Below are 22,578 nucleotides of genomic sequence, written 5' to 3'. Positions count from 1 at the left end.
TAAAAAATTTTATAGGTAATGAAAAAATTGATGATGTCAGTGGCATTGGTTTCCATGGTCCTTATAGGGTGTGCACAGAAAGGATTGGTTACCAAGTCACAAAACCTGAAAGATACAGGAAAATTAAAGGAAGCTATAGAGAATATCGACAAAGCTATCGATCCAGCAAATGAGAAGTCAGAAAAAACGATTAACTGGCCACGTACATGGGAAGTTAGAGGTGAAGTTTATCAGGCTGTTTTTCAGTCAGATAATAAAGAAGTAAAAGAGCTTGCAAAAGACCCGCTTACCGAAGCACTTAATTCTTACAAAAAAGCTCTGGAACTCGACGAAAAAGGTAGATTCGATAACAGTGTAAAAGTTAAACTAACACTGTTAACCAATGACTTAACCAATCAGGCAGTTGAGTCGTTTAATAAAGACGATTATGCAAAAGCACTTCAGTCTTTTGAACAAATTATTGATATTCAGAATATTGATGTAATAAAGAAAGACAATCCGGAAGCTGTTGATACAGTGATAGTTTTTAATGCTGGTCTCGCTGCATATAATGCAGAAAATTACGACAAAGCCATTAAATATTACAAAGAAGCAGCTCAATACGGATACAACGAAGCAAAAACTTACAGTTTAATTGCCAACGCTTACCAGTTGAAAAAAGATACGTTAGGAGCACTTACCGCATTGCAGGAAGGTTTTGAAAAATATCCGGAAGATAATACTGTATTAACAAGTATGATTCAGATTTACCTGGATATGAACAAAACAGAAGATGCCATGAAATATTTGGATATGGCCATTTCTCAAGATCCGACTAATTCCACTTACTATTTTGCTCAGGGCACCTTGTTCGAAAAACTCGAAAAAGAATCAGAGGCAATTGAAGCATACAAAAATGCTATTGAAAATGACAAGACATCTTTTAATGCATATTACAACCTGGGTGCGCTTTATTATAATAAAGGCGTAAAACAAATAGAAGTTGCCAATGCTGTTCCTACAAGCGACAACGAAAAATATGAGGCTGAGTTGAAAAAAGCAGACGAATGGTTTAGCAAAGCTTTACCATATATGGAAAAATGCCACGAGTTGAAAGCAGATGACAACATGACCATGGAATCTTTAAAAAACCTTTATTACAGGTTAAAAGACATGGAGAACTACAATAAGATGCTTGAAAAATTAGGACAATCATAAATAGCAAATAAAGGGGTGTTTTTTACATCCCTTTTTCAATATATATTTTATTTAACATAATATCAATTATAAGACAAAATCATATTTGTGAAATATATGAGTGTTTACGCGGCTTTTAGCTATAATTCAGGTTTTGTCCAATTTATAACAACGTCAAAGTTTTTCTCTCAAAGAATATTTAACCATGTTTTTTCAGCAAGGAATGCAATTAAAAGGTTAATGTTCATAACTTGTATCTGAACAGTTTATTCCAGTCCAAAAGAGTTTTAAAATTATACTTATTTTAGCAGCTTATAATAAACCGAGTTTGATTTCGTTTTTTGAATTGAAAATCTATAATAATACAATTGTCCATGTTTAAACTTTTAATGATTCAGGCCGATTTAGCAACAGAACTGGATACGTTGGCCACAGAACCTGAAGGAATCTCAACAAAATTTATCGATCTGGCTTTTAAAGGTGGCTGGATTATGATTCCGATTATTGCGCTTTCGATTATCGCAGTTTACATCTTTTTCGACAGGTTTTTTGCCGTTAAAAAGGCAGGAAAATTTGATGCTGGATTGCTCGAAAAAATAAAGGTTTACATTACCAATGGAAAAATTGACGATGCAGTAATGCTTTGTCGTAATAATCCGAATCCTGCTTCCAGAATGCTCGAAAAAGGCATCAGCCGCATTGGCAGGCCTCTTACTGACGTAAGTACTGCTATTGAAAACGTGGGTAATCTGGAGATTTCCAAGCTTGAAAAAGGGCTTCCGGTTCTGGCTTCGGTGGCTGGAGGTGCTCCCATGCTCGGGTTCCTTGGAACAGTAATGGGTATGATTCAGGCATTTTATGATATGGCCAATGCTGGAAACAATATTGATGTAACTCTTTTGTCTACAGGTATTTATCAGGCAATGGTTACAACTGTTGCCGGACTTATTGTTGGTATTATTGCCTATTTCGCATACAACATTCTGGTAACCAATGTTGAAAAGGTGGTATTTAAAATGGAGGCTACCACTACAGAATTTATGGATTTACTGAATGAACCTGTATAATCGTTTAAAATGGCTTTAAAACGCAGAAATAAAGTAAATGCTGCCTTTAGTATGTCGTCCATGACAGATATCGTATTTCTTTTGCTGATATTCTTCATGGTTACTTCTACACTGGTGGCGCCTAATGCACTAAAGTTGCTGCTTCCGCAAAGCAACAACCAGACTGCAGCAAAACCCATTACAACCATTTCAATTACAAAAGACTTAAAGTATTACATCAACGATGACGGACGTTTGCGCCGCGTTGAATTCAGAGAAATAGAACCTTTTTTAAAAAACCGTTACGGCGTTGGCAACGACGATATTTTTATTTCTCTTCATGCTGAAAAGTCAGTTCCGTGGGACGAAGTGGTGAAAATTATGAACATTGCCCGAAAGAACAAATACAAAATGATTGCGGCGACTTCACCTGAAAATTAAATGACTTATTTCGAACAACATAAGAAAGGAATTATAGGAACAGCAGTATTTCATATTATCGTGCTGTTGTTACTGATTTTTATGGGTTTTTTCACACCACTGCCATTGCCCGGTGAAGAGGGCATTTTGGTGAATTTTGGAACCAGCAATCAGGGATTGGGAGATGTTGAGCCCAGTCCGCAACGCCGGCAGCCCGATCCTCCCCCACCAACTCGCAGCGAGCCGGAACCGGCAACTCCACCACCGCCTGTACCAGCTGCAACACCTCCGGCTGCTCAGCCAAAACCAGCTGAAGAAGTGGCAATGACACAGGATTACGAGGAAACTGCCGCAATTGATGCAGCGGAAAAGAAACGCCAGGAGGAGGCTGAACGTCAGCGAAAACTGGAAGAACAACGCCGCAGAGAACAACAATTGGCACAACAGAAAGAAGCCGAAGCAGAAAGACAACGGAAGGCAGAAATAGAGCGCCAGCGCCAGGTTGAATTGGAAAGGCAGAAGCAAGCCGAACTGGAACGTCAGCGTCAGGCAGAGCTGGAAAGGCAAAAGCATGAAGAAGAACAAAGGCGAATAGCTGAAATTAATTCCCGCGCACAGGGTGCCTTCGGCGGCGGAAACAGCGGAACAGAAGGACAAGGAACCGGAGCAAGTCAGAGTCAGGGAGCAACATTCCCCGGAGGAAATCAGGGAGTGCCAACGGGAGATCCAAACGCCGGAACATATGGGCCGGGCGGAAGCGGATCTGGGAATCAGGGCTCAGGCATTTCGTATAGTTTGGCCGGACGTTCAGCGCGTTCGTTGCCAAAGCCTGTATATCCGGGAAATGATGAAGGTGTTGTTGTAGTAAAAGTAACGGTAGATAAAAACGGAAATGTAACAGCAGCGGAACCGGGGTCGAGAGGAACAACAATTATGGATCAGCGCTTTTGGAATGAAGCACGCCAGGCCGCTTTGAAAGCTAAGTTTAATGTGGCAGAAAGTGCCCCCGCTTTTCAGCAGGGGACTATTTCTTATCGTTTTAGATTGAATTAATCATCGCTCGCGATGAACTTCATGGCCGTGCTCATGGCCATGTTCTTTTGAGTGTTCAACCAATTCATCATATTCCTTTTTGGTTATTTTCTGCGCTTTGTAGCCTTTTTTCTCTATTGCCTGAGCAATTGACTTATCGTCGTTTTTCTTTTCAGCATACTCAATAAAAATAGTATTTGATGCGTGGTCTACTTTTAAATCTTTTACCCCTTTTTCAAATTTGAGGTATTCGTAAAGCGTTTGTTCGCAATTTGTGCAATCCATATCGCTTTGGAAACAGACCACTGCCCTCCCCTTTTTCTGGGCCGCTGTTTCAGAGAAAGATCCCGCCAGGATCAAAACGAGAAAAACGAGTCCTAACTTTTTCATTTTTAATTATTTATTGGTTTATATTTTTATTGATGATTTAAAGAAAAACGTAATCCCAGATACACCCGGCGTCCTTTTATAGGTCCCCAGACATTTGTCGCATCAAACCGGGGGCCGAACGGATCGTCGGCTCCTGCCACAGGATTCTTTTGTTTGAAATCGGTAAAGTTTTCCGCTCCCAGATAAATGTTCCAGTAACGGAAATATTTGGTTACCTGTGCATTCATAACGGTGTACGGCGAAAATTCATCGTCATCCGAAGCACTAGCAATACTCAGGTTTTCTGTAGGATACCTGGCTATGCGTCCACCTCCGTTAAACTGAACGGTGTAATCAAACATCCACTTTTTTAGGTTTGTGGTGTAATTCAAATTAATAAGTCCTTTGTAACGGCTGATTAACGGTTTCTCCATCAACCGGCCGGCGATGGTTTGTTTCACGTCGTTGTGCCGGTATGCCACCAAAATATCCAAGCGCTCAACGGGCTCATAGCGCACATCAAATTGCAGGCTGTTTGAATAGGATTTTCCGTCTAACGGAGCCAAAATGATATTTGATGCGGAAGTTTCACGATCGACCACCAACTGTGTTTGAAAATCAGTTCTGAAATACTCGGCGTTTAGCTGAAGCTCCCGCTCCCAAAGCGTGTATTTCTGAACCAATGCAAGACCGTAATTCCATGCTTTTTCCTGAAAAACATTTTCGATCCACTTTAACTCGCGGGAACTGGCCAGCAAATAATTATTTTCGGAAATAACATTGGCAGTCCGGTATCCACGTCCTGCATTCGCCCTGATGGTTACGTGGTCATTTATCATGTAGCGCAGGTGCATACGGGGCGTCACAAAAGTGCCAAACAGGTTGTGAAAATCGGCCCGAATGCCTGTCATAAACGTAAAATGATCGCTGGGTTTCAGCGTGTATTCTGCAAATACTCCGGGAACCTGTTCTTTATGCTCCATTTTATTGTCATACAAGCTCTCGTTAAAACTGTCGTAAATAAAACTGACACCGGCATTTAACGAATGTGCACCTGATTTATCTAAATCCCGTGTAAGCACTGCATTGGCGTAAAAACGGGTCTCATCTGCATCGTAATGATTCAACCCGTAAAAAGAACGGGTTTCGTGCCTGGAGAAATTCGACATCCAGGCCAAAGCGGTGCGTTGATTCGGCCAGACGTAACCTGTTTTAAAGAACCCTTCTAACCTGTCATTTTCGATATTAATTCCGTAAGGGTTTGTTATCAAAGGTTCCATCCCGCGTTCAAAAGCAGTTTGTCCGCCAAGCCGGTCTTCCGTTAAAACGTTAAATCCGGCCTGCGCCATGTAGCCTTTGTGGTTATTGTATTTCCAGCGATTCATAACCTGAATCTGGCGGGACAAAGGTTCATCCAGAAACCCATTTCCGCTTTCGTCATTCTTTTTCGATTGGTCGCTGGCGTGCACAAAAATACCGGTTGAAAGCACGTCTTTGTACACCCGAATGTTTCCGTTTCCGTTAAATTCCAGCCTTCCGCTTGCACCAAAAAAGGTATTCAGAAAAAGCTTTTCATCGGCATCCGGTTTTTTATATTCGGCATTAATCTGTCCGGCGATGGATTCGTAACCGTTCAGTACCGATGCTGCACCTTTTGAAATCTGAATAGATTCCATCCAGGGGCCCGGCACATATGTTAACCCGAAGTTGGTAGCCAGTCCGCGCAAATTGGGCATATTTTCAATCTGCAAAAGCGAATAGGTTCCTTCCAGCCCCAGCAGCCTGATTTGTTTTGCACCGGTCACAGCGTCGCTGTAACTCACGTCAACCGACGGATTGGTTTCAAAACTTTCGGCCAGATTACAACAGGCAGCCTTATGAAGTTCTGCTCCGTTTATCCGTTCTGTTTGAATGGGATCGATTGCCGACAAGTACGTACCTCGGTTTTTGTGTACTACTTTTACTTCGCCCAGTTCAATATTCGGCTCCAGAATTACCTCAACGGGGTCGAGGTCATGCACATGTATTTCCTGGTGTTCGTAACCAACAAAACTGAATACCAGCATGTGATCCCGGGGGCCTTTTTTTATTTTGAAGCTGCCATCTCCCACAGAGGCAACTCCCCTGTTTGTTCCCTGCCAGTATATATTTACACCCGGCAGAGGTTGTTTCTCTCCGTCTTCATTTCCGTAAACAGTCCCTTCCAGAACCTGGGAGAACGTAACAAAAGGAAGGGACATTAGTAATACAATTCCTAAAATTTTCATGCTTAAGATTTTAAAATGTAAAGCGAAAAAGGGCTAACAAAAATCTTAAGCTATTTCAGGAATTTTAAGTTGTTGGATGTAAATAAGAAAATCTAACGATGTGGTTTTTAGCGGTGGTGGTTCGGCGTAATTTATCTGACTAACAGTTGTGCACTCATAAGAAAAGAACGGAAGTAAAGTTATCCAGTCGTACATAAAAAGTTGAACCACCTGAATATTCTCAATCCTTACTTTTTCGGTAGCAATCTGATTGTCAATTTTAAAAAACTGAACCTCGGGCGCATCGCACCCACAACTGTGGGTATGTTCGGAACACTCGTGACACTTTTCAGCAGAACAGAGTTCCTCTTCCCCACCCTCATTGTGCGTGTGATGCCGGTGAAAATTTTCTTCACACGTCTCCGGGCTCACATATATGGAGACCTGGTCGTTTCCGGTGCAACTGCAATGAGAATGGAAAACAACGATTCCGGTTGCCGACACCAAAAATATGGCACAGAAAAAGAAAACCGATATGTTCCGAATTAGCTTCACACCACAAATGTAAAAAAACGAAAAATATTTCTTGTTAACAAAAAGTTAAACTGTTAAAGCCCCAGTACTTCAGCGCCTTGTTCAAAAACAATGTCACGCGGAATTCCGGCTTCACCAATTCTGTCGAGGTCTTTTTGCAGTTCGGGGCGGATGAATCCTTTTTCTTCAATCATCTTTTTTGCTGCTTCGTAATCGCCGTCGCCCTGCATTTTTAAAATTAATTCCGAAAGGCTGAATATTGCTTCTTTCATTTTCTCAAAATCAACATGGTAAGTGCCGGTTTCTGCATCCCGTTCAAATGCCCCTTTTTCCTGAAAGTAGTAAAAACGCATCATGTTGGCTTTCCCGTGGGCACTGGCTGCTCCGAACCGAACCGAACGAAAAATTCCGGCCATGAACGTCACAAAATTGTCCATCATATCTTTATCGCCCAGCTCTCCCATTTCGTTTAACCGGTAAACACACCAGAGGCCCAGAATATCTGCTTTGCTCTCTTCTACCGATGTGTAAGCATCTTTCAACGCTTCTCTAACCGTTGCACTTTTGTCTACGGTATTTCCCAGTCCCAGTCCGTGTGACACTTCGTGAAACATTGTGTTTTCAAAAAACGCATCAAATTTCACGTGTTTCCGCTGGCTTTCAGCAATTAACAAATTTGAAATGGGAATTACAATTTTATCGAATTTTGCCTGCATTGAATTTTTGAGCTGCAACTTGCGGCTGCCCTTGTCTTCACGAACTTTTTCGTCGTTGGGCAGGTTAATTGCGATGGTTTTGCTTCCCGCATTGGTGTCGCCAGCATAATAAACAGCATCGTAAACATTCATGTCAGAATCCATCCCCGGTGTTTCGTCTTTGTAAGGCGCGGGGCACGGTAATTCTTTTTGAAGTCCGGGCAACAAAGAGGCGTATTTTTCCAGTTTCTGGCTCCATTCTTTATCCTTTATCAGAATGAATGATTCGTGCGCAGTTTTGTACCCGAACAACTGATCTTCGTAGTTTTCAATTGGCCCAACAATAAATTCGATGGTGTTATTTTTCATTTCCATCCAGGCTACATCACTTTCGTAATAATCGTCGGTGAGCAATGCATCGGCTCTTTTTTCGAGGTAATTTTTCAGTCCCGGATCTTCCGCCAGCTCAGCCGCTTTTTGAATTAAGTCAGCCGCTTGGGTGAGCTGTTGTTTCCAGGCTTCGTGGTACGGCACAGAAATCAAACCTCCGTTGGCATCCCTTTTAATTAAAGTGTAAAGACTGGTTTTTGTGGGTTCATCCCAGGCTTCAAATTCTGCTTTGGTCATATCTGCCGGGTAAAAATTTGCACCCGCCGGTTTCGGCCCAACTCCTTCAATAAAAGGTTCGTTGTTGTTTAGTCGTTCCCACGGACCGTAGTTTATTTTCAGAAACTGTTCTGTGTATTCATCAATATTTTCAGTGAACAGTTCGTTTTTGTCTCCGTAAGCCTGCGTCCAGTATATGTCGTCCATAATTTTAGCAGCGTCCAGTAACAACGGAATCATTTGCTTTTCTTTTTCCGACAGGACACTTAAATCGGTTGTAAGTTTGAATGTGGCAAATTCTTCCACTTTCTGTTGAATTTCTGTTTTCTTCGTCATCGTTTCACTTTTTTTTGTAGTTGATTTGCAGCTCCACACAACGGCTGAAATCAGGATCAGGAATACAAGCTGTTTCATTTTACGGGAATTTAATTTGCCGCCAAAGTTACAAAACAGAAGATGAAAAGGGAGTAAGCAAAGTCATATTTTCGCAATTAATCTACCCCGAAAGCGCCCTTTATTTATTTATCTGAGAGAGCAAGTAACTGAAAAAAATAGGGCCGCGCTTGCCTTCTCAAATACGCGTTTCAAAAATAAATTCATATTGAATAGTCTTCTTTTTTACACACAGGTTATTTGCAACCAGAACATTACCTTTATTTTAATACCGTGTTTTTTCTTCGGCTATTTTCTTGTACAGACTCTCTTTTTCCAGGATTATTCGTATTTTTTTGCTCAAAAACCAATAATACTATGGAAGAACAAATCAAACAAACCGCCAAAAGGTTGAGAGGGCTTCGGGAAGTTTTGGATATTGATGCTGCCGATGCCGCCCAAACCTGCGGCATATCAACAGAAGATTATTTAGAGTTTGAATCGGGAAAAATTGATATTCCTGTCAGTATTCTATACAAAATTGCCCATAAATACGGAATTGAATTAACCGTGTTGCTCACCGGAGAAGATCCGCACATGCATCGGTATGCCGTTACCCGAAAAAACAGCGGAGCCGGGGCAGAGCGCACCAGCGCGTACAAATACCAGGCGCTGGCGCAAAGTTTTATAAACAGAAAAGGACAACCTTTTATAGTTACCTGCGAGCCCAAACCCGATAGTACAACTGTCCATTTGAATACCCACTCCGGGCAGGAATTTAACTTTATTCTCGAAGGCAGAATGACTTTTTTCATCAATAACAAAGAGATAATATTGGAAGAAGGCGATTCCGTCTATTTCGACTCAGGACAACCCCATGGAATGCTGGCCCTCGATGACAAACAGTGCCGTTTTTTAGCAATCATTTTATAACCAACTTATTTTATGCAGCTTTATAAAAAGTACCTCGAGAAGCCCGAATTTAACTCACTGGAAGATTTTCAAAAGAACTTTAAAATAAATGTTCCTGAGAATTTCAACTTTGCCTACGATGTGGTAGATGAATACGCCAGACTGGAGCCCGAAAAAACGGCACTTGTGTGGGTAAACGATATGGGAGAGCATATTGAGTTTTCTTATGCCGAATTAAAAGAAAAAACAGATGCTACCGCATCGTTTCTGCAGCAACAGGGCATTGGCCGTACCGACAAAGTAATGCTTATTTTGAAAAGGCGTTACGAATTTTGGTTTGCGGTTTTGGCTTTGCACAAAATAGGTGCAGTGGCTATTCCGGCAACCCATTTGCTTACTCCGAAAGACATTGTTTACCGTTGCAATGCAGCTACAATAAACGCGGTTGTTTCTGTTGGAGAGGAAGTTGTGATTCAGAATATTGCCAGCGCAATGCCGGCGTGCCCTTCGGTAAAAACACTTATTTCAATTGGTCCTGATATTCCTGACGGATGGGTTGACTTTTCTAAAGGAGTGGACAATGCACCGCCGTTTGTTAGGCCTGAAAACCCGTCGCAAAACGACGATTTACTGTTTTTGTATTTTACCTCGGGAACCACCGGTGAACCTAAAATGGTAGCACACGATTATACTTATCCGTTGGGGCATATTGCCACAGCCGTGTTTTGGCAGAATGTACAGGAAGGCGGTTTGCACCTGACCATTGCCGACACCGGGTGGGCAAAAGCAGTCTGGGGAAAGCTTTATGGACAGATGCTGGCCGGGTGCAGCGTTTTTGTGTACGACCATCAGAAGTTCACACCGTCTGACATGCTGGAGGTGATTTCAAAATACAAGGTGACGTCGTTTTGTGCGCCGCCAACAATTTACCGTTTTCTCATTCGCGAGGACTTGTCGAAATACGACCTTTCTGCGCTGAAATATTGCGTTACGGCAGGCGAAGCACTCAACCCAAAAGTTTACGATACTTTTTTTCAGCAAACTGGAATAAAACTGATGGAAGCATTTGGCCAAACTGAAACGGTGGTGCAGTTGGTTACTTTCCCGTGGATGGAACCCAAACCTGGGTCAATGGGGATTCCGGTGCCGCTGTACGACATTGTTTTGCTGAACGCAGACGGTGTTCCGTGCGAAGATGGAGAACAGGGGCAAATTGCTATTCGTGTTGGTAACACAGCGCCCTTAGGACTGTTTAAAGGCTACTACCGCGAAGAGGAACGCACCCGCGAAACCTGGCACGACGGAATTTATTACACCGGTGATATTGCCTGGCGCGACGAAGATGGCTACTATTGGTTTGTAGGCCGTGCCGACGATGTAATTAAAAGCTCGGGGTACCGCATTGGGCCTTTTGAAGTGGAAAGCGCTCTGATGACCCATCCTGCCGTGGTTGAGTGCGCCGTAACAGGTGTTCCCGACGAGATTCGGGGGCAGGTGGTAAAGGCTACCATTGTTTTAGGAAAAGGCTACCATGCATCCGACGAATTGGCTTCAGACATCCAAAATCATGTTAAAAAAGTAACGGCTCCCTACAAATACCCGCGAATGGTTGAATTTGTAGAAGCGTTGCCAAAAACAATCAGTGGTAAAATACGACGGGTGGAAATTCGAAATAAAGATTAGTCGCTTCACCCGAATTTACGCGCGACATTGGTATTTATAAATTAAAGAACAGACCAGGTAGTTATGACTGACATTATTTCTGAAGTAAGAACGCAACTGCGTAGCAGTGTAGATATAAAAACGAAGAAAAACAGCCAGCGTTTTTTCAAAGAAAAAATTGATTTTTACGGAGTCAGAGTTCCGGTTGTAAAAGAAATCAGTAAAAAATCGTTTGCGAAAATAAAGGAGCTGGATAAAACGGAAATTTTCGGTCTAATTGAAATTCTTTGGAAATCCGGAATTATTGAAGAGTCGTTTGTAGCCTGTGAATGGACATACGCACTTCGGAAAAATTTTTTGCCCGGCGACTTTAAAATCTTTAAAAACTGGATTGAAAATTATGTGAACAACTGGGCATCGTGCGATACTTTTTGTAACCATTCGATGGGGACTTTTATCCAAATGTACCCCGATTTTCTGGACGAATTAAAGAAATTTACTGAATCGAAAAACCGGTGGATGCGAAGAGCTTCTTCCGTTTCGTTGATTGTCCCGGCGAGGAAAGGTTTGTTTTTGAATACCATTTTTGAAATTGCAGACAGGCTGCTTGCCGACAACGATGATTTGGTACAAAAAGGATATGGCTGGATGCTGAAAGCCGCGAGCCAGGCGCATCAATCGGAGGTATTTAATTATGTGATGCAAAACAGGTTGGCAATACCGCGCACTTCGTTACGGTACGCCATTGAAAAAATGCCGCCTGAACTGAAACAAAAAGCGATGAATAAAGCGGGTTAAAAAAAAGATGGTTGAAACCAACCGGTAACAACCATCTTTTATTTTTAGTGTAGTTCGAACATTTAACGCTTAATAATCTTTTGCATGTAAATTGATTTTTCGTCATCCGAAACCTGTATAAGGTACATGGCCGATGGCAAATCACTTACATCAATTGTGTTAATGCTGTTATTTTCAGCAACAAACTCTTTTACCACCAGGCCAGACATGCTTAAAACTGAAATGTTCAGTTTGTTCTGCGCGATGTTTGGCAGTACAACATTCACCTTGGTTGCAGTAATTGTGGGGTAAATTTTTATCTCGGCAGTTCCTTTGTCGTTGATGCCGGTTCCAACGCCTTTAAGCACTTTTACTACAACTTTGTTGGAGGCAGTGGCGCCATTTCCGTCTTCTACCGAGAAAGTTACCGCTGTGATACCGGGAACTCCGGAAACAATTACAAAGTCGTTGTTGGTTGCGTACGCTTTTGCAACCGAACTGTTTTCAACGTTGTACGAAATCAGATTAAGTACATCTTCATCCGGGTCAGCAAATAACTCGTTGAGAGAAAGAAAAGCATTGTGTCCGTTTTCGTGCAAAACAATGGTGTCTTGTTTTGTAGTTTCGGGCACTCTGTTTACGTTAACCACATTTACATTCAGTGTAAAATCGCTTGAATTTCCGTGTTCATCGGTACCGGTAATGGAAAACTGATAGTTTCCTGCCGATTCAAAATCGGGAGTTACTGTCAATCCCAGCGCATCTTGTTTTTGCTCTGAAGTAACAAAGCTGGCGGCATCAGCAAAGGTTAAACTGAAGTCGTCTTCTTCAGGGTCGCTGGCAATAATGTCCAGTTGCAGTTGTTCATTCTCGTTAACTGTTACTGTAGTTTCGTTTCCAAGGCTGAACTGCGGTCCCCTGTTTTTGTGCAGGAACACAGGAATTACCGCATCTGCATTTTTCGGGTCGTTGGTGCGGACATGCAATTCTGCGTAGTTTTCAAAATCGGGAGCATATGCAGCCGTAAATTTAAGTTCAACATTAGACGCCTCTCCCGCTTCAATACTGTTTGAAGAACCGGAAGTCAACTCAACCCACAACGAGCTTTTAGCCTCTGCTTCCACTGCATGAACCAACCATCCGTGGCTTTCGTACCCTGACTCGCTGAAATCTTCCCACACACTTCCATCGCCGTACATAAAACGGTGTGGCACATTTTCCTTTACCGATGCAACTCCCTGCGGAAATGCTGCTCCTGTGGGGTATTTAAACACGATAAAGAAATATTCGTTCGGATAAATAAGCTGGTTTTCTTTTAGGTTAAACGTCAACAATTCTCCCTGCTGATCGCTTTCGGTAACCGTATGATTTACCTTTTCGGAATAGATAACTGTTGCATTGTGAATGAGTGAATCGCCTGCGTAAATTTCCACCACGATATCGGAACTCATCCAGTCGCCCGGAGCATACCAGGTTTGTACATGCGTAAGATTAAATCCATCGGCAGGAGCCTGAAAACGGGTGCCGGTAGCAAACGGAGAGTTGCCTCCAAATCCCATTGCGCCTTCAGAAACAGTTGTCTCTTCGTGCTGCAACACGCGATTGTATTCTTCGTTTTCTTGTGCAGTTGTTGCAGTTGCTGTTTGCGTTTTTGCCAAATTAGGATTTGCTGCAATTTTGTTCAGAGTAACAGAATTTACCGATGCCGATTTTGTTGCAGCTGTTGCGGCTCCGGATGCTCGTTTTATGGACAATTCGAGTCTGCTGTCCAGTAACGATGCCCCATTTTTATTATCAATTGAGAACGAGTATTCTTTGATGTCATCTTCAGTATTTGTATAAACATGAATTTCTTTTTCTGAAGAATTGAATACCGGAGGAAGTTCTGTCTTCCCGCCAAAAGCTATTTGCAAAGGAGTACCGTCAAGATAATTGGTTTCAATTAAAAGTGTATCCTCAATGCTAAAACTGCTTTCCGGAGTTATTGTTGCACGCAATTGCATGCTGGATTTCGGTTCAATAAAAATTCGGTTGGCTGTTCCTGTAGACCAGTTAAAGCCAGGCAAATTTTGTACATCGTTCCATTGCCATGACGGATTTCCAAAGAAATCGGTTCCCAAAACATAAGCCTCGATGGTTACGTTCTGAGCTTTTGAAACGTCAAATCCCGATACTTCAACAGAATCAACTCCGCTGTTTTTAATTTCGAATTTTTTTCGGTAAGCGGTATATGGAGGCTCCCATGCAGCGGCATCCGGATTTTTTTTAACCATTAATGTTCCAAAATCGTAATAACCTTCATACTCCAGTTTTGCGCTTCCTTCTACGGTGATGCTTACAGGTATTGAAAGTTGTTCTGCACCCGGAGCATTGTTTAACAAGCTCAAACTATTGGTATATGTACCCGAATACAAACTTGAGGTATTTACTGTCAGGTCGAAAGCCATTGACGACTCGGGAGCAACGGTATATCTTTGGATTGGTGTTAACAGAATAGCTGTTTTATCGAAAATTAATCCTCCCTCTCTGTAAGATATGGTTGTACCGACAGTCCCATCTTCATTTTCAATTCCTACTGCTCCCATAGAAGGTATCAACACAGACGTGGAATTACCATAATTGTATTGGTATTTAATATTTCCACTGGCATAAATTATTGCCTGGTAAGAGATGGCTTCTCCCATTCCAAATCCATCTATAAAGTTCACCCATTCTACCGTAATGTGGTCTTCGTCTATTTTATAGAATATCCCATATTCATCAGCAAATGAGTATTCAGAACTAAATGCCCACATCGGAGCTATAATATTGTTGGGCTCGTCGCTATTGGGGAAAGTTCCTGTTGCGCCCATTGGATAGGAATTTCCATCCGGGTTGTTTAGGGTTATTACACCATTATAACCAATGTGTATGGAATTATAAGTTTTCCCGTAAAAGTTAAAGCTGAAAGGCAATTCAACAGCGTCTGAAAAGAACGGCATGCCATCCCCTGGGAATAACGATAATTCCACCTTTGTTCCGCTGTTTTTAATTTCTTCCCACGAATATTGAGGACCTTTTTCCTGATTACTTGTTGACCAGTTATAGGTAAATTCGGGAATTTCCACAGCCGCAGCTTCTTTGTCAGCCTTATGCTCTGCAATGCGTATCCAGTCTGTGTTTTCGGGAGCTACATAAAGATTATTGCCTCCGTTGTTCGAAACAGTTAGCGGGTATGTTTTTAACTCGCCAGCTTGCAATGTATCTGTAATTGAAGCCAGATTCAGATGAATTTCAGGTGCTTCTACAATATTGGCATGAAGCGCTACTTTCAGTGTTTTTGTTTTTGAGACCACTACAATCGTATCTTTGTATTCGCCCAGCTCAGAAGTTTTTGGTGATACTTTTAAAAGCTGTTTCCTGTTTGGAGAAAGAATAGCCGTAGTGTTACCATCAACAGAAAAATTGTTTTCGATTGTAGTAACCGAAATTAAAGTATCGCTTGCTTTTCCGGCATTTATAACCCATAGGTTGTACGAAACTTCGTCTGATTGGAAAACATCACCAAAATCAATAGAAGAATCGAGTACGCTCAAATCTGCATCGCCACCTTTTGTAACATTTATATTCAGAGAATAGATTCCCGGATTATTAAACGGATCGTTTGTAATTACAGGTACCTTTTCGGTATGCAATCCCATATTCAAAATATCGGTTTTTGCTTTGTATTCGATGAGTACAGAATCGTTAATACCTATTGTTCCATTCGGATTGGACAATTCAAATACCAGTCCCAGTCCCGGGTTTGTAATTTCAATTGCTGTGTTGTTTGTCAAATTCAGATTGTGATTGTTGTATTCTGTAATAAGCAATCCATCGTTCTGATTTTGATCTTCGATACCTACGAATGACGAGGCTAACAATTCCGGATCGAGGCCGTCTGTATCTTTATAATAAATGCTGATATTACCGTCATTATGCAACACAATTTCAAATGTCAGCTCATTGGTGCTGAACTGGTCTGTATTCCAGTCATAAGTATCAAGAATAACTTTCTCGTACTGAACAACAAACATATCGCCCAAATCCTGATAATAAACAGCGCCACCTTTGCCCAGGTCAATTTGCTGACCATATGCAGATATCATTCTATCGGGATTGTCACTATCTTTAAATCTGACCGCGGAGAAATTAAAAGAAGAATTCGTATCGAAAGACAGCAACCCGTAGTTAGTAACATAAACCTGTGTTTCAGTTTCTCCGAAAAACGGGAATCCGAAGCCCAATTCAACCGGGTAAAACCAGTATCTATTCTCACGGCTGTAATCAGTTATTGAAGTTCCTGAACCAGAAATTTCGTACCATTTGTATTCAGGAGTTGAAAGAACTCCGCCCTGGTTATTTTTAGCAGAATACCCAAACATATGTACGTCTTCTCCCACTTTTATATCGTCGGAATTAGTAAATGTCGGGAAGTAATAAGTAAGCGGATATTTCCCTTCATTTTTCAGAAAGAATTCGCCACTCACGGTATCGCCAATGGTAACATCATCAAAATACTTGCTGTCGGGTATCAGTTTTGCAACCGGCGGTTCAGCCGCTACTGCGGAAACAAGAAATGAATATTTATCGCCTAAATAGTTTGATAATGTAACTTTTGCATTTGAATTACCGGCTTTCTCTGGTTTGTATTTTATTTGAAAAGAATACTCACTCTGAGGATTAATAGTATTTAAAAAGCTGGAAGCCAGCGAAAACTCAGAATTAGAAAAGCTGATATCAGGATATGAAAAATTACCATATCCGGTATTGGATAAAGATACAGTATGCACACTTTCTGTTCCGACAACCGTGCTGCCGAGGTCAACTACCTGTTTGCTGTTGATAATTGGTTTTTGCCCGGTTACGTTAAACTTTAGCGGGGCACGCAGCATGGGTTCGCCAGATTCGTTGGTATTTACAACCACATTTGCATTGTAAGTACCGTTAATCAATTTGGAGGCGTCAATATCGATATCAATTTTCGTACTATCATTAGTATCAATACTTCCAGACAAGGGAGCTACAGTAAAATATTCTCCCATATTTTTGTAAAAACTACTCGGAACAATTGCCCAGGTAAGCAGGTTGTTTCCGTATAAATCTTCAAAAAGAGTCCACGATTTACCAAAGTTGAAACTTATATAGCAGTTTTCTGAATAACTTTTATTGGTTTCAACACCGGTTCCCAAAGGATATAACGGACCTGCAGGAACGTGTAATACCAGCCAGAAATATGTTCCTTCATCCAGAAATAATTGCTCTGTTAACTGAACACTGTTCCAACCTGGAACAACGTCGGTCAATTCCTGTTGATACTTCAGCTTGGCCTTTTCGAGCGTCTGACCTGCATAGACTTCGAGAATTACCGGCGATTTTTTCGAACTCGTATAATTCAAAAGCGTCTGTACATTGGTTAAGTTAAACCCTTCGGTGGAAGTAACCTGAAAACGTGTTGCTTCTGAATTAGAATAGGAAAGGTCGGTTTCTCCCACATAATAGAAACTGGAATAATCGTCGAAATAAAGCATCGATTCTTCTGTTGATTCCTGGGCAAGAACCTGGATGCTGGTTTTTGGTAAAAGAACTTCTTTTACTTCGGCCTTTTTTTCGGTGAGGGTACCAACAAGTTTGGGGTAACGCAGGTAAGTTGCGCCCCACGCATCAATAGTAGAAACATGGCGTTGTTCGGCATCCCATTTTAGTATTCCCGCACCTGAATTGTGCAGAAAAAATGAGTTCTCAGCAGCAGTAGTGGTTTGTGCATCTATATCAAACGGAAGATGGTAAACAGTGTCGTAAACAGGCTCAAATGTTTCCTGGTTTTCTCCAATATATTCGAGTTCGTATGCAAAAGCCGAATAGTCGATCCATGCATCGGGACCATCGTTGGTTTTCGCCGTAACAATGTTTGAAAATTCAGATACATTGCTCCATCTGTCGATGGAACGAACAGCGAAATAGTACTCGGTTAGTGCATCCAGGTTTTGAACGTCATAAGTAATTGTATCTCCTACCTTCCCTTCAACACTAATGATATCTTTTTTTGCATACTCCTGAGTTGCAGCTGTTATGTTTTGTTTGGAGTATAAAATCTGAAAGTTAACAGGTTTTTCGTCATCTTCGTCGGCAGGAATTACCCATTCGAGAGTTACAAAATCCTGTGATATACCTTTAACCGTGAGGTTTGCTATTGCATCGGGAGCTACGCCTTCGTCTTTTCCTAAGGCCAGGTAAGCGTTTGTGCTTCCTTTTCCCAGCTGACCAGCGTAAGCAGCATTTCCCGCTAACTTATAAATATCGTTTATTCCGGTAAGTAAATGGGTTTTTAAAGCCACCGGAGTGAATTCTGCCGATCCAAACTGCGAAACCACCAAAGCAGCAACTCCTGAAACATGCGGACATGCCATGGAAGTGCCGTCCATGTATCCGTATCCGTCATCTTTAAGCGTACTTAATACACCGTTGGAGTAGTATTCTTCGGTGTTATCTTCCAACTCGCCACCCGGGGCCGAAATATCTATCCATGTTCCATAATTGGAATATCCTGCTTTTTCGTTTTTAGCGTCAAGAGATGCCACAGCAAGAACATTTTCATAACAGCCCGGGTACCAGTCACCGTCTACATAACTATTTCCTGCGGCAAAAATTACTACTCCGCCTTTCATCGGGCTTCCTTCATAATTTCCGGCCTCGGCAATAAAATAGTCAATGGCATCCAAAACCGACTGCTCGTAGGCACCTTCAACTTGATACCCCCATGAGTTTTGGGAAATAACTGCGCCATTATTTGCAGCGTACACGTATGAATCGGGAGTATTTCCCTGGCTTACACCACCAAGAATCTGGCACGACATAACTTTGACTCCGGGAGTTGTTCCGTCTCCGCCGGCTACTCCGGAAACTCCAATACCGTTATTATTAACTGCCGCAACAGTACCTGCAACGTGGGTTCCGTGGTCGCCCGGAATAATTCCACCTACATTATCAGCAAAATTAAATCCGTAGATATCATCCACGTAACCGTTCCCGTCATCATCAACGCCATCTTTTCCGTTAAGTTCGGCCTGGTTGGTCCACATATTTGAAGCGAGGTCTTCGTGGTCGCATTGCACGCCCATATCATGAATTGAAACAACCACGTTGTTCGAGCCGGTTTCAATTTCCCAGGCTTTAAAAAGATTTATGTCGGCTCCGGGCATAAAACCACTTTGCCCGGTATTGTTATAATGCCACTGGCGCGGCAGGTACGGGTCGTTAAACGGAGGAAGTGTTTCGTCGGCATTTACACTTTTTGTTCCGATTGAATTTACTCTGACCGGAGTGCCCGGATTTATCAACGACTTTTCGTAAATCGGTTCGGCAAGTTCAATTACTTCCAGTTTTTTGTACTGCGAAACTACACTTTTGATGTCAGTATCGCCTGAAACCTTAATCTCGTACCACAAGTTAAGTCCGTGTTTTATTAACTTGTCTTCGTGTTTGGGTGAATACTTAAAAACCCGCTTTAGCTGCGTGGCTTTTACTTCTTTGTTCAACTTGTCGAAGGATGAAAAACCAGTAACAACATAAGCCGATTTTGTAGCATTCTGTTCCTTCAGTGTTCCTGATAATTCAGGTTTTATTTTTATCCGGACAACACCTTTTTGCATCCCGTTCGAATAGGATACACTTTGTCCTGCTACATTGCTGCCAAAAGCAAAGCTTAGCAGGACCATTAACACAATTTTTAGAGGTAAAAATTTTACATTCATATTAATTTATTTATGGAATATAATTTCTGAAATTCAAAATGCGCCATAGCCCAACACGGCGGGGAAATTGAGATTACCCCGTCAAAAAAGCTGTTCTTAAACACAAGTTTATTTAAAATCGATTTACAATTGTTTTGGGAAGCCACACGAAAAGCCATTATTAAAAAGAAACAGCCTCGAAAAAAATCCACTTGCATGGCGCAGCACAACAACAATATTATGCACACACCCATGCAATACCACTCAATAACGATGCAAACTTCTAATTTTCAGTATTCATTTTAAATGTAAAAAATATGAATAAAAATGCATTTTGATTTGTCGATGTGGAATCTTCAGCCTTTCAATGTTAAATAAAAACCTGTGTTTTGCTGTCAATTCCATATTTTTATTGTTTGCCATAATGATTTTTGTAACAGACGGGGGCGTTGTTTTGAACATTTATTCGAAAATTTTGCCGCAATTTGCACCCAGATGGGAAATAGTATTGTTCTATATTTCCATTAAAAAATTTACCAGGTTAATCTCTTTTTTCGCTATTCCCAATTTCTTTCGCAACCGGTACCTCGACGATTCAATGCTTTTAACGCTAAGCCCGGTTAACGACGAAATGTCTTTCGAAGTCATGTTTAACCGAAGAAATGCAGCCAGTTTAATTTCAGAGGGAGAAAGCTGTGGAAATTTGCTTTTCAGGTTGTTATAAAAAACTTCGTGTACCTGCTGAAAGCGTAATTCAAATTCGTCCCAGACTTCTTTGTCAGAGAGTGCATGCAACTCCATGATTATCTTTTGTATTTGCTCTTTTTGATCCGGGGTTACTTTCTTTTTTAATAACAACAGGCGTTCTTTAATGGAATCGACCAGGTTATTTGTTCGCATTTGCTGCATGGCAATGGAAGTTAATTCCTTATTTTTTAATTCAACTTCCATTTTCAAATCTTTGTTTTCAGAGCTTATTCGTTCTTTTCGTTCTCTGAAATATCGTATTAACAGAAACAGAACAATTAGCGCCAATACCAATAACAATATAAAAGTAACAAACCTGAATTTGACTTTTTGCGACTCCAGTTTTTGTTTCTGGGTCTGAATTTCAAATTCGTTTTGCAACTTCATGCCTTCTATTTTACTATAGGTTTCGTTATTGATAATACTATCATTTAGATTTTTATGGATTTTATAGTAAAAAAAGGCAGAATCATATTTTTGCTGGCCGTTGTATGCATTGGCCAGCGCCGAAGCACTTTCGGATTCAATAGAAAGTGACTGAATTTTTTTCCCGATACCAAAAGCTTTACGTGCGTGCGATATAGCTGTGTTATAGTTGTCTTTTAAAAAATAGTACTGAGCCATAAATGTGTGAGAAGTTCCCAGTCCGTTTTCGTCGTTTATTGAATCTCTGATTTGAAGTGCGCGGGTTAAATACCATAGCGCTTTGTCGTCATTTTTTTCCATGTAAACCTTTCCCAGGTTATTGTAGCCAGTTCCCAGGTTCAAAAAATCCTTTTTCTGAATACAAATAGATATTCCTTTTTTGTAGTATTGTTCGGCTTTCTCCAAATCTCCGTTTGAACTGTAAATATTGCCGATATTATTATATAATGATTGGATTTTAAATAAGGAAAACTCTTTTGAATTCGCCTCATAATTCTCGTAATAAGTGTTTAGTGCTTTAAAATAGAATTCAAGTGCTAAATCGAACTGGCGCAACCGATCATAGGTAACACCTATGTCGTGATATGTTCCAAAAATACTGGCAATGTAGTTTTTACGTTTATTCAATTCCAGCCTTTCCATATTTAATTCCAGACATTTTTCATAGTTGCCTATATACATATACGACAGCATTTTATAGTAAAGGCCTGTGCTTTTGTACATGTCGTTATTGGCGCGTTTAGCCAGTACTAAAATTTTCTCGGCATAATTCAGCGCAACATAATTATCTGTCCGAAAATATAATTTGTATAGTTCTTCCAGCGCCGACATTTTAACTGTGTCTTCGGTTGTGTTTTCGTATTTTACAGTTAGGCTGTCAACGAGTATTTGGTTTTGACTAAATGCAATGAAACTGGCAAATACAAGTAATATGAAGAAAATTGGTTTCATAAGGCAACAATATTAAATGCACACTTAGCATTCATAAACAGAAACACAAAGCATGATTTACGAAAAAATACTATTTGACGATATTTTTTACTAAACAATAATAATAAACCACAAATATCGAATAAAAAATAATAAAGTGTGCCCCAGCTCAAAGGAATTGCCCATGATGTCTGCCCTTCGCAACCCAAAGGAATTCGTTTCATGAGCAAAAACGAGAGAGCAGTTTCAAAAGGAACCGTACTCGTATTGGATAATTTAAAAACGGAGTGAACAACCGGCTGTCAGCATTTACTTTTAGAATAAAAAGTTGAAGAGCGATACGCTAAAATTCCTATTTTTACGGAGCAACATTTTACGAGAACCCCTGATGGATATTGCTAAAAAGCATCACTATAAATGTAACTGACAATTAAATGAAAAAAAGCGATGAAAGACAAACAACTTGAAAAATTAATGAATGTACTTTTCGGTGTTTCTGCGTTATTGGTTCTGATTGGTGCGTTCTTTAAATTACAGCACTACCCAAATGGGAGTGCAATTCTTTGGATTGGCTTTATTTCTGGCTTCGTTTTATACAATATTGAAATTGCCAGATTGAAAAAAGTCATTAAAGAATTAGAGCAGAAAATTCGGAAAGGCGATAAAAAAAGTGAGGAAGCGACGTAACCCATTTTAGAAATTAGTGCAATTCCGGGCAGAATTTTTTTCTGTATTCCTTGAAAACAAGATAGAAAAGCTTTTTCAAATAGAATTTTAAACCGAGCAGGAGGAAAATAAAATAGTTTCCCTCCTGCTCTTAGCCCTGCTCAAATACACATTATTGAACCCGGCTATAATTCTTGAAAAATTATATCTT

14 protein-coding genes are annotated in these 22,578 nt (G+C 40.9%); 8 read left to right on the top strand and 6 right to left on the bottom strand.

Features of this window, described 5'->3' with window-relative positions:
• Positions 1 to 18 precede the first annotated feature (18 nt).
• From BUB08_RS00925 to tolA, 4 genes are all read left to right on the top strand, one after another.
• Positions 19 to 1,197 carry a tetratricopeptide repeat protein gene (locus BUB08_RS00925; protein ID WP_072998108.1) on the top strand — a complete coding sequence of 393 codons (1,179 nt, stop codon included), beginning with the start codon at positions 19 to 21 and terminating at the stop codon, positions 1,195 to 1,197.
• A 353-nt stretch (positions 1,198 to 1,550) separates the two neighbouring features.
• A complete protein-coding gene (locus BUB08_RS00920) occupies positions 1,551 to 2,243 on the top strand; it encodes a MotA/TolQ/ExbB proton channel family protein (protein ID WP_072998106.1) in 693 nt (230 codons plus the stop codon).
• 9 nt (positions 2,244 to 2,252) lie between these two features.
• A complete protein-coding gene (locus tag BUB08_RS00915) occupies positions 2,253 to 2,663 on the top strand; it encodes an ExbD/TolR family protein (RefSeq protein WP_072998104.1) in 411 nt (136 codons plus the stop codon).
• Positions 2,664 to 3,695 carry a cell envelope integrity protein TolA gene (gene tolA / locus BUB08_RS00910; protein WP_072998102.1) on the top strand — a complete coding sequence of 344 codons (1,032 nt, stop codon included), beginning with the start codon at positions 2,664 to 2,666 and terminating at the stop codon, positions 3,693 to 3,695.
• On the opposite strand, the gene BUB08_RS00905 is transcribed toward tolA, so the two are convergent.
• From BUB08_RS00905 to BUB08_RS00890, 4 genes are read right to left on the bottom strand one after another with little or no spacing between them, the layout of a single operon-like run.
• On the bottom strand, positions 3,696 to 4,064 hold the full coding sequence (locus tag BUB08_RS00905; RefSeq protein ID WP_072998101.1) for a heavy-metal-associated domain-containing protein: 369 nt from the start codon (positions 4,062 to 4,064) through the stop codon (positions 3,696 to 3,698).
• 26 nt (positions 4,065 to 4,090) lie between these two features.
• Complete coding sequence (locus BUB08_RS00900; protein ID WP_072998099.1) at positions 4,091 to 6,310, bottom strand: TonB-dependent receptor; 2,220 nt, start codon at positions 6,308 to 6,310, stop codon at positions 4,091 to 4,093.
• Positions 6,311 to 6,355: 45 nt separating this feature from the next.
• A complete protein-coding gene (locus tag BUB08_RS00895) occupies positions 6,356 to 6,844 on the bottom strand; it encodes a hypothetical protein (RefSeq protein ID WP_072998097.1) in 489 nt (162 codons plus the stop codon).
• Between the two features lie 53 nt (positions 6,845 to 6,897).
• Positions 6,898 to 8,538, bottom strand: a complete 1,641-nt coding sequence (locus BUB08_RS00890; RefSeq protein ID WP_072998095.1) for a dipeptidyl-peptidase 3 family protein — start codon at positions 8,536 to 8,538, stop codon at positions 6,898 to 6,900.
• A gap of 336 nt (positions 8,539 to 8,874) precedes the next feature.
• On the opposite strand from BUB08_RS00890, the gene BUB08_RS00885 reads away from it, so the two are divergent.
• The 3 genes from BUB08_RS00885 to BUB08_RS00875 all read left to right on the top strand — a co-directional run bounded on the left by BUB08_RS00885 (position 8,875) and on the right by BUB08_RS00875 (position 11,868).
• Positions 8,875 to 9,429, top strand: a complete 555-nt coding sequence (locus BUB08_RS00885; RefSeq protein ID WP_072998093.1) for a helix-turn-helix domain-containing protein — start codon at positions 8,875 to 8,877, stop codon at positions 9,427 to 9,429.
• Between the two features lie 12 nt (positions 9,430 to 9,441).
• Complete coding sequence (locus tag BUB08_RS00880) at positions 9,442 to 11,091, top strand: AMP-binding protein (RefSeq protein ID WP_072998090.1); 1,650 nt, start codon at positions 9,442 to 9,444, stop codon at positions 11,089 to 11,091.
• A 63-nt stretch (positions 11,092 to 11,154) separates the two neighbouring features.
• Positions 11,155 to 11,868: a DNA alkylation repair protein gene (locus BUB08_RS00875; protein ID WP_072998088.1), complete on the top strand. Its 714-nt coding sequence runs from the start codon at positions 11,155 to 11,157 to the stop codon at positions 11,866 to 11,868.
• Positions 11,869 to 11,930: 62 nt separating this feature from the next.
• Here BUB08_RS00875 and BUB08_RS00870 read toward each other — a convergent pair whose 3' ends face one another.
• Together BUB08_RS00870 and BUB08_RS00865 are read right to left on the bottom strand one after the other, a co-directional pair.
• Positions 11,931 to 19,583, bottom strand: coding sequence for a S8 family serine peptidase (locus tag BUB08_RS00870; RefSeq protein WP_175549907.1), 7,653 nt, complete (start codon positions 19,581 to 19,583; stop codon positions 11,931 to 11,933).
• Positions 19,584 to 20,111: 528 nt separating this feature from the next.
• Positions 20,112 to 21,722, bottom strand: coding sequence for a tetratricopeptide repeat protein (locus tag BUB08_RS00865; RefSeq protein WP_072998082.1), 1,611 nt, complete (start codon positions 21,720 to 21,722; stop codon positions 20,112 to 20,114).
• 426 nt (positions 21,723 to 22,148) lie between these two features.
• Between BUB08_RS00865 and BUB08_RS00860 the strand changes: the two genes are divergently transcribed.
• Positions 22,149 to 22,388 carry a GldL-related protein gene (locus BUB08_RS00860; RefSeq protein WP_083570504.1) on the top strand — a complete coding sequence of 80 codons (240 nt, stop codon included), beginning with the start codon at positions 22,149 to 22,151 and terminating at the stop codon, positions 22,386 to 22,388.
• The last annotated feature ends 190 nt before the right edge of the window (positions 22,389 to 22,578 follow it).

The sequence above is a fragment of the Mariniphaga anaerophila genome (assembly GCF_900129025.1).
GTDB lineage: Bacteria > Bacteroidota > Bacteroidia > Bacteroidales > Prolixibacteraceae > Mariniphaga > Mariniphaga anaerophila.
The sequence above is the reverse complement of the archived record's forward strand: the minus strand, read 5'-3'. Positions and strand labels throughout refer to the sequence as shown.

Coding starts and splice junctions, on each gene's coding strand:
- BUB08_RS00925 (WP_072998108.1), top strand. CDS start 19: ATGAAAAAATTGATGATGTCAGTGGCATTGGTTTCCATGGTCCTTATA.
- BUB08_RS00920 (WP_072998106.1), top strand. CDS start 1,551: ATGTTTAAACTTTTAATGATTCAGGCCGATTTAGCAACAGAACTGGAT.
- BUB08_RS00915 (WP_072998104.1), top strand. CDS start 2,253: ATGGCTTTAAAACGCAGAAATAAAGTAAATGCTGCCTTTAGTATGTCG.
- tolA (WP_072998102.1), top strand. CDS start 2,664: ATGACTTATTTCGAACAACATAAGAAAGGAATTATAGGAACAGCAGTA.
- BUB08_RS00905 (WP_072998101.1), bottom strand. CDS start 4,064: ATGAAAAAGTTAGGACTCGTTTTTCTCGTTTTGATCCTGGCGGGATCT.
- BUB08_RS00900 (WP_072998099.1), bottom strand. CDS start 6,310: ATGAAAATTTTAGGAATTGTATTACTAATGTCCCTTCCTTTTGTTACG.
- BUB08_RS00890 (WP_072998095.1), bottom strand. CDS start 8,538: ATGAAACAGCTTGTATTCCTGATCCTGATTTCAGCCGTTGTGTGGAGC.
- BUB08_RS00885 (WP_072998093.1), top strand. CDS start 8,875: ATGGAAGAACAAATCAAACAAACCGCCAAAAGGTTGAGAGGGCTTCGG.
- BUB08_RS00880 (WP_072998090.1), top strand. CDS start 9,442: ATGCAGCTTTATAAAAAGTACCTCGAGAAGCCCGAATTTAACTCACTG.
- BUB08_RS00875 (WP_072998088.1), top strand. CDS start 11,155: ATGACTGACATTATTTCTGAAGTAAGAACGCAACTGCGTAGCAGTGTA.
- BUB08_RS00870 (WP_175549907.1), bottom strand. CDS start 19,583: ATGGTCCTGCTAAGCTTTGCTTTTGGCAGCAATGTAGCAGGACAAAGT.
- BUB08_RS00865 (WP_072998082.1), bottom strand. CDS start 21,722: ATGAAACCAATTTTCTTCATATTACTTGTATTTGCCAGTTTCATTGCA.
- BUB08_RS00860 (WP_083570504.1), top strand. CDS start 22,149: ATGAAAGACAAACAACTTGAAAAATTAATGAATGTACTTTTCGGTGTT.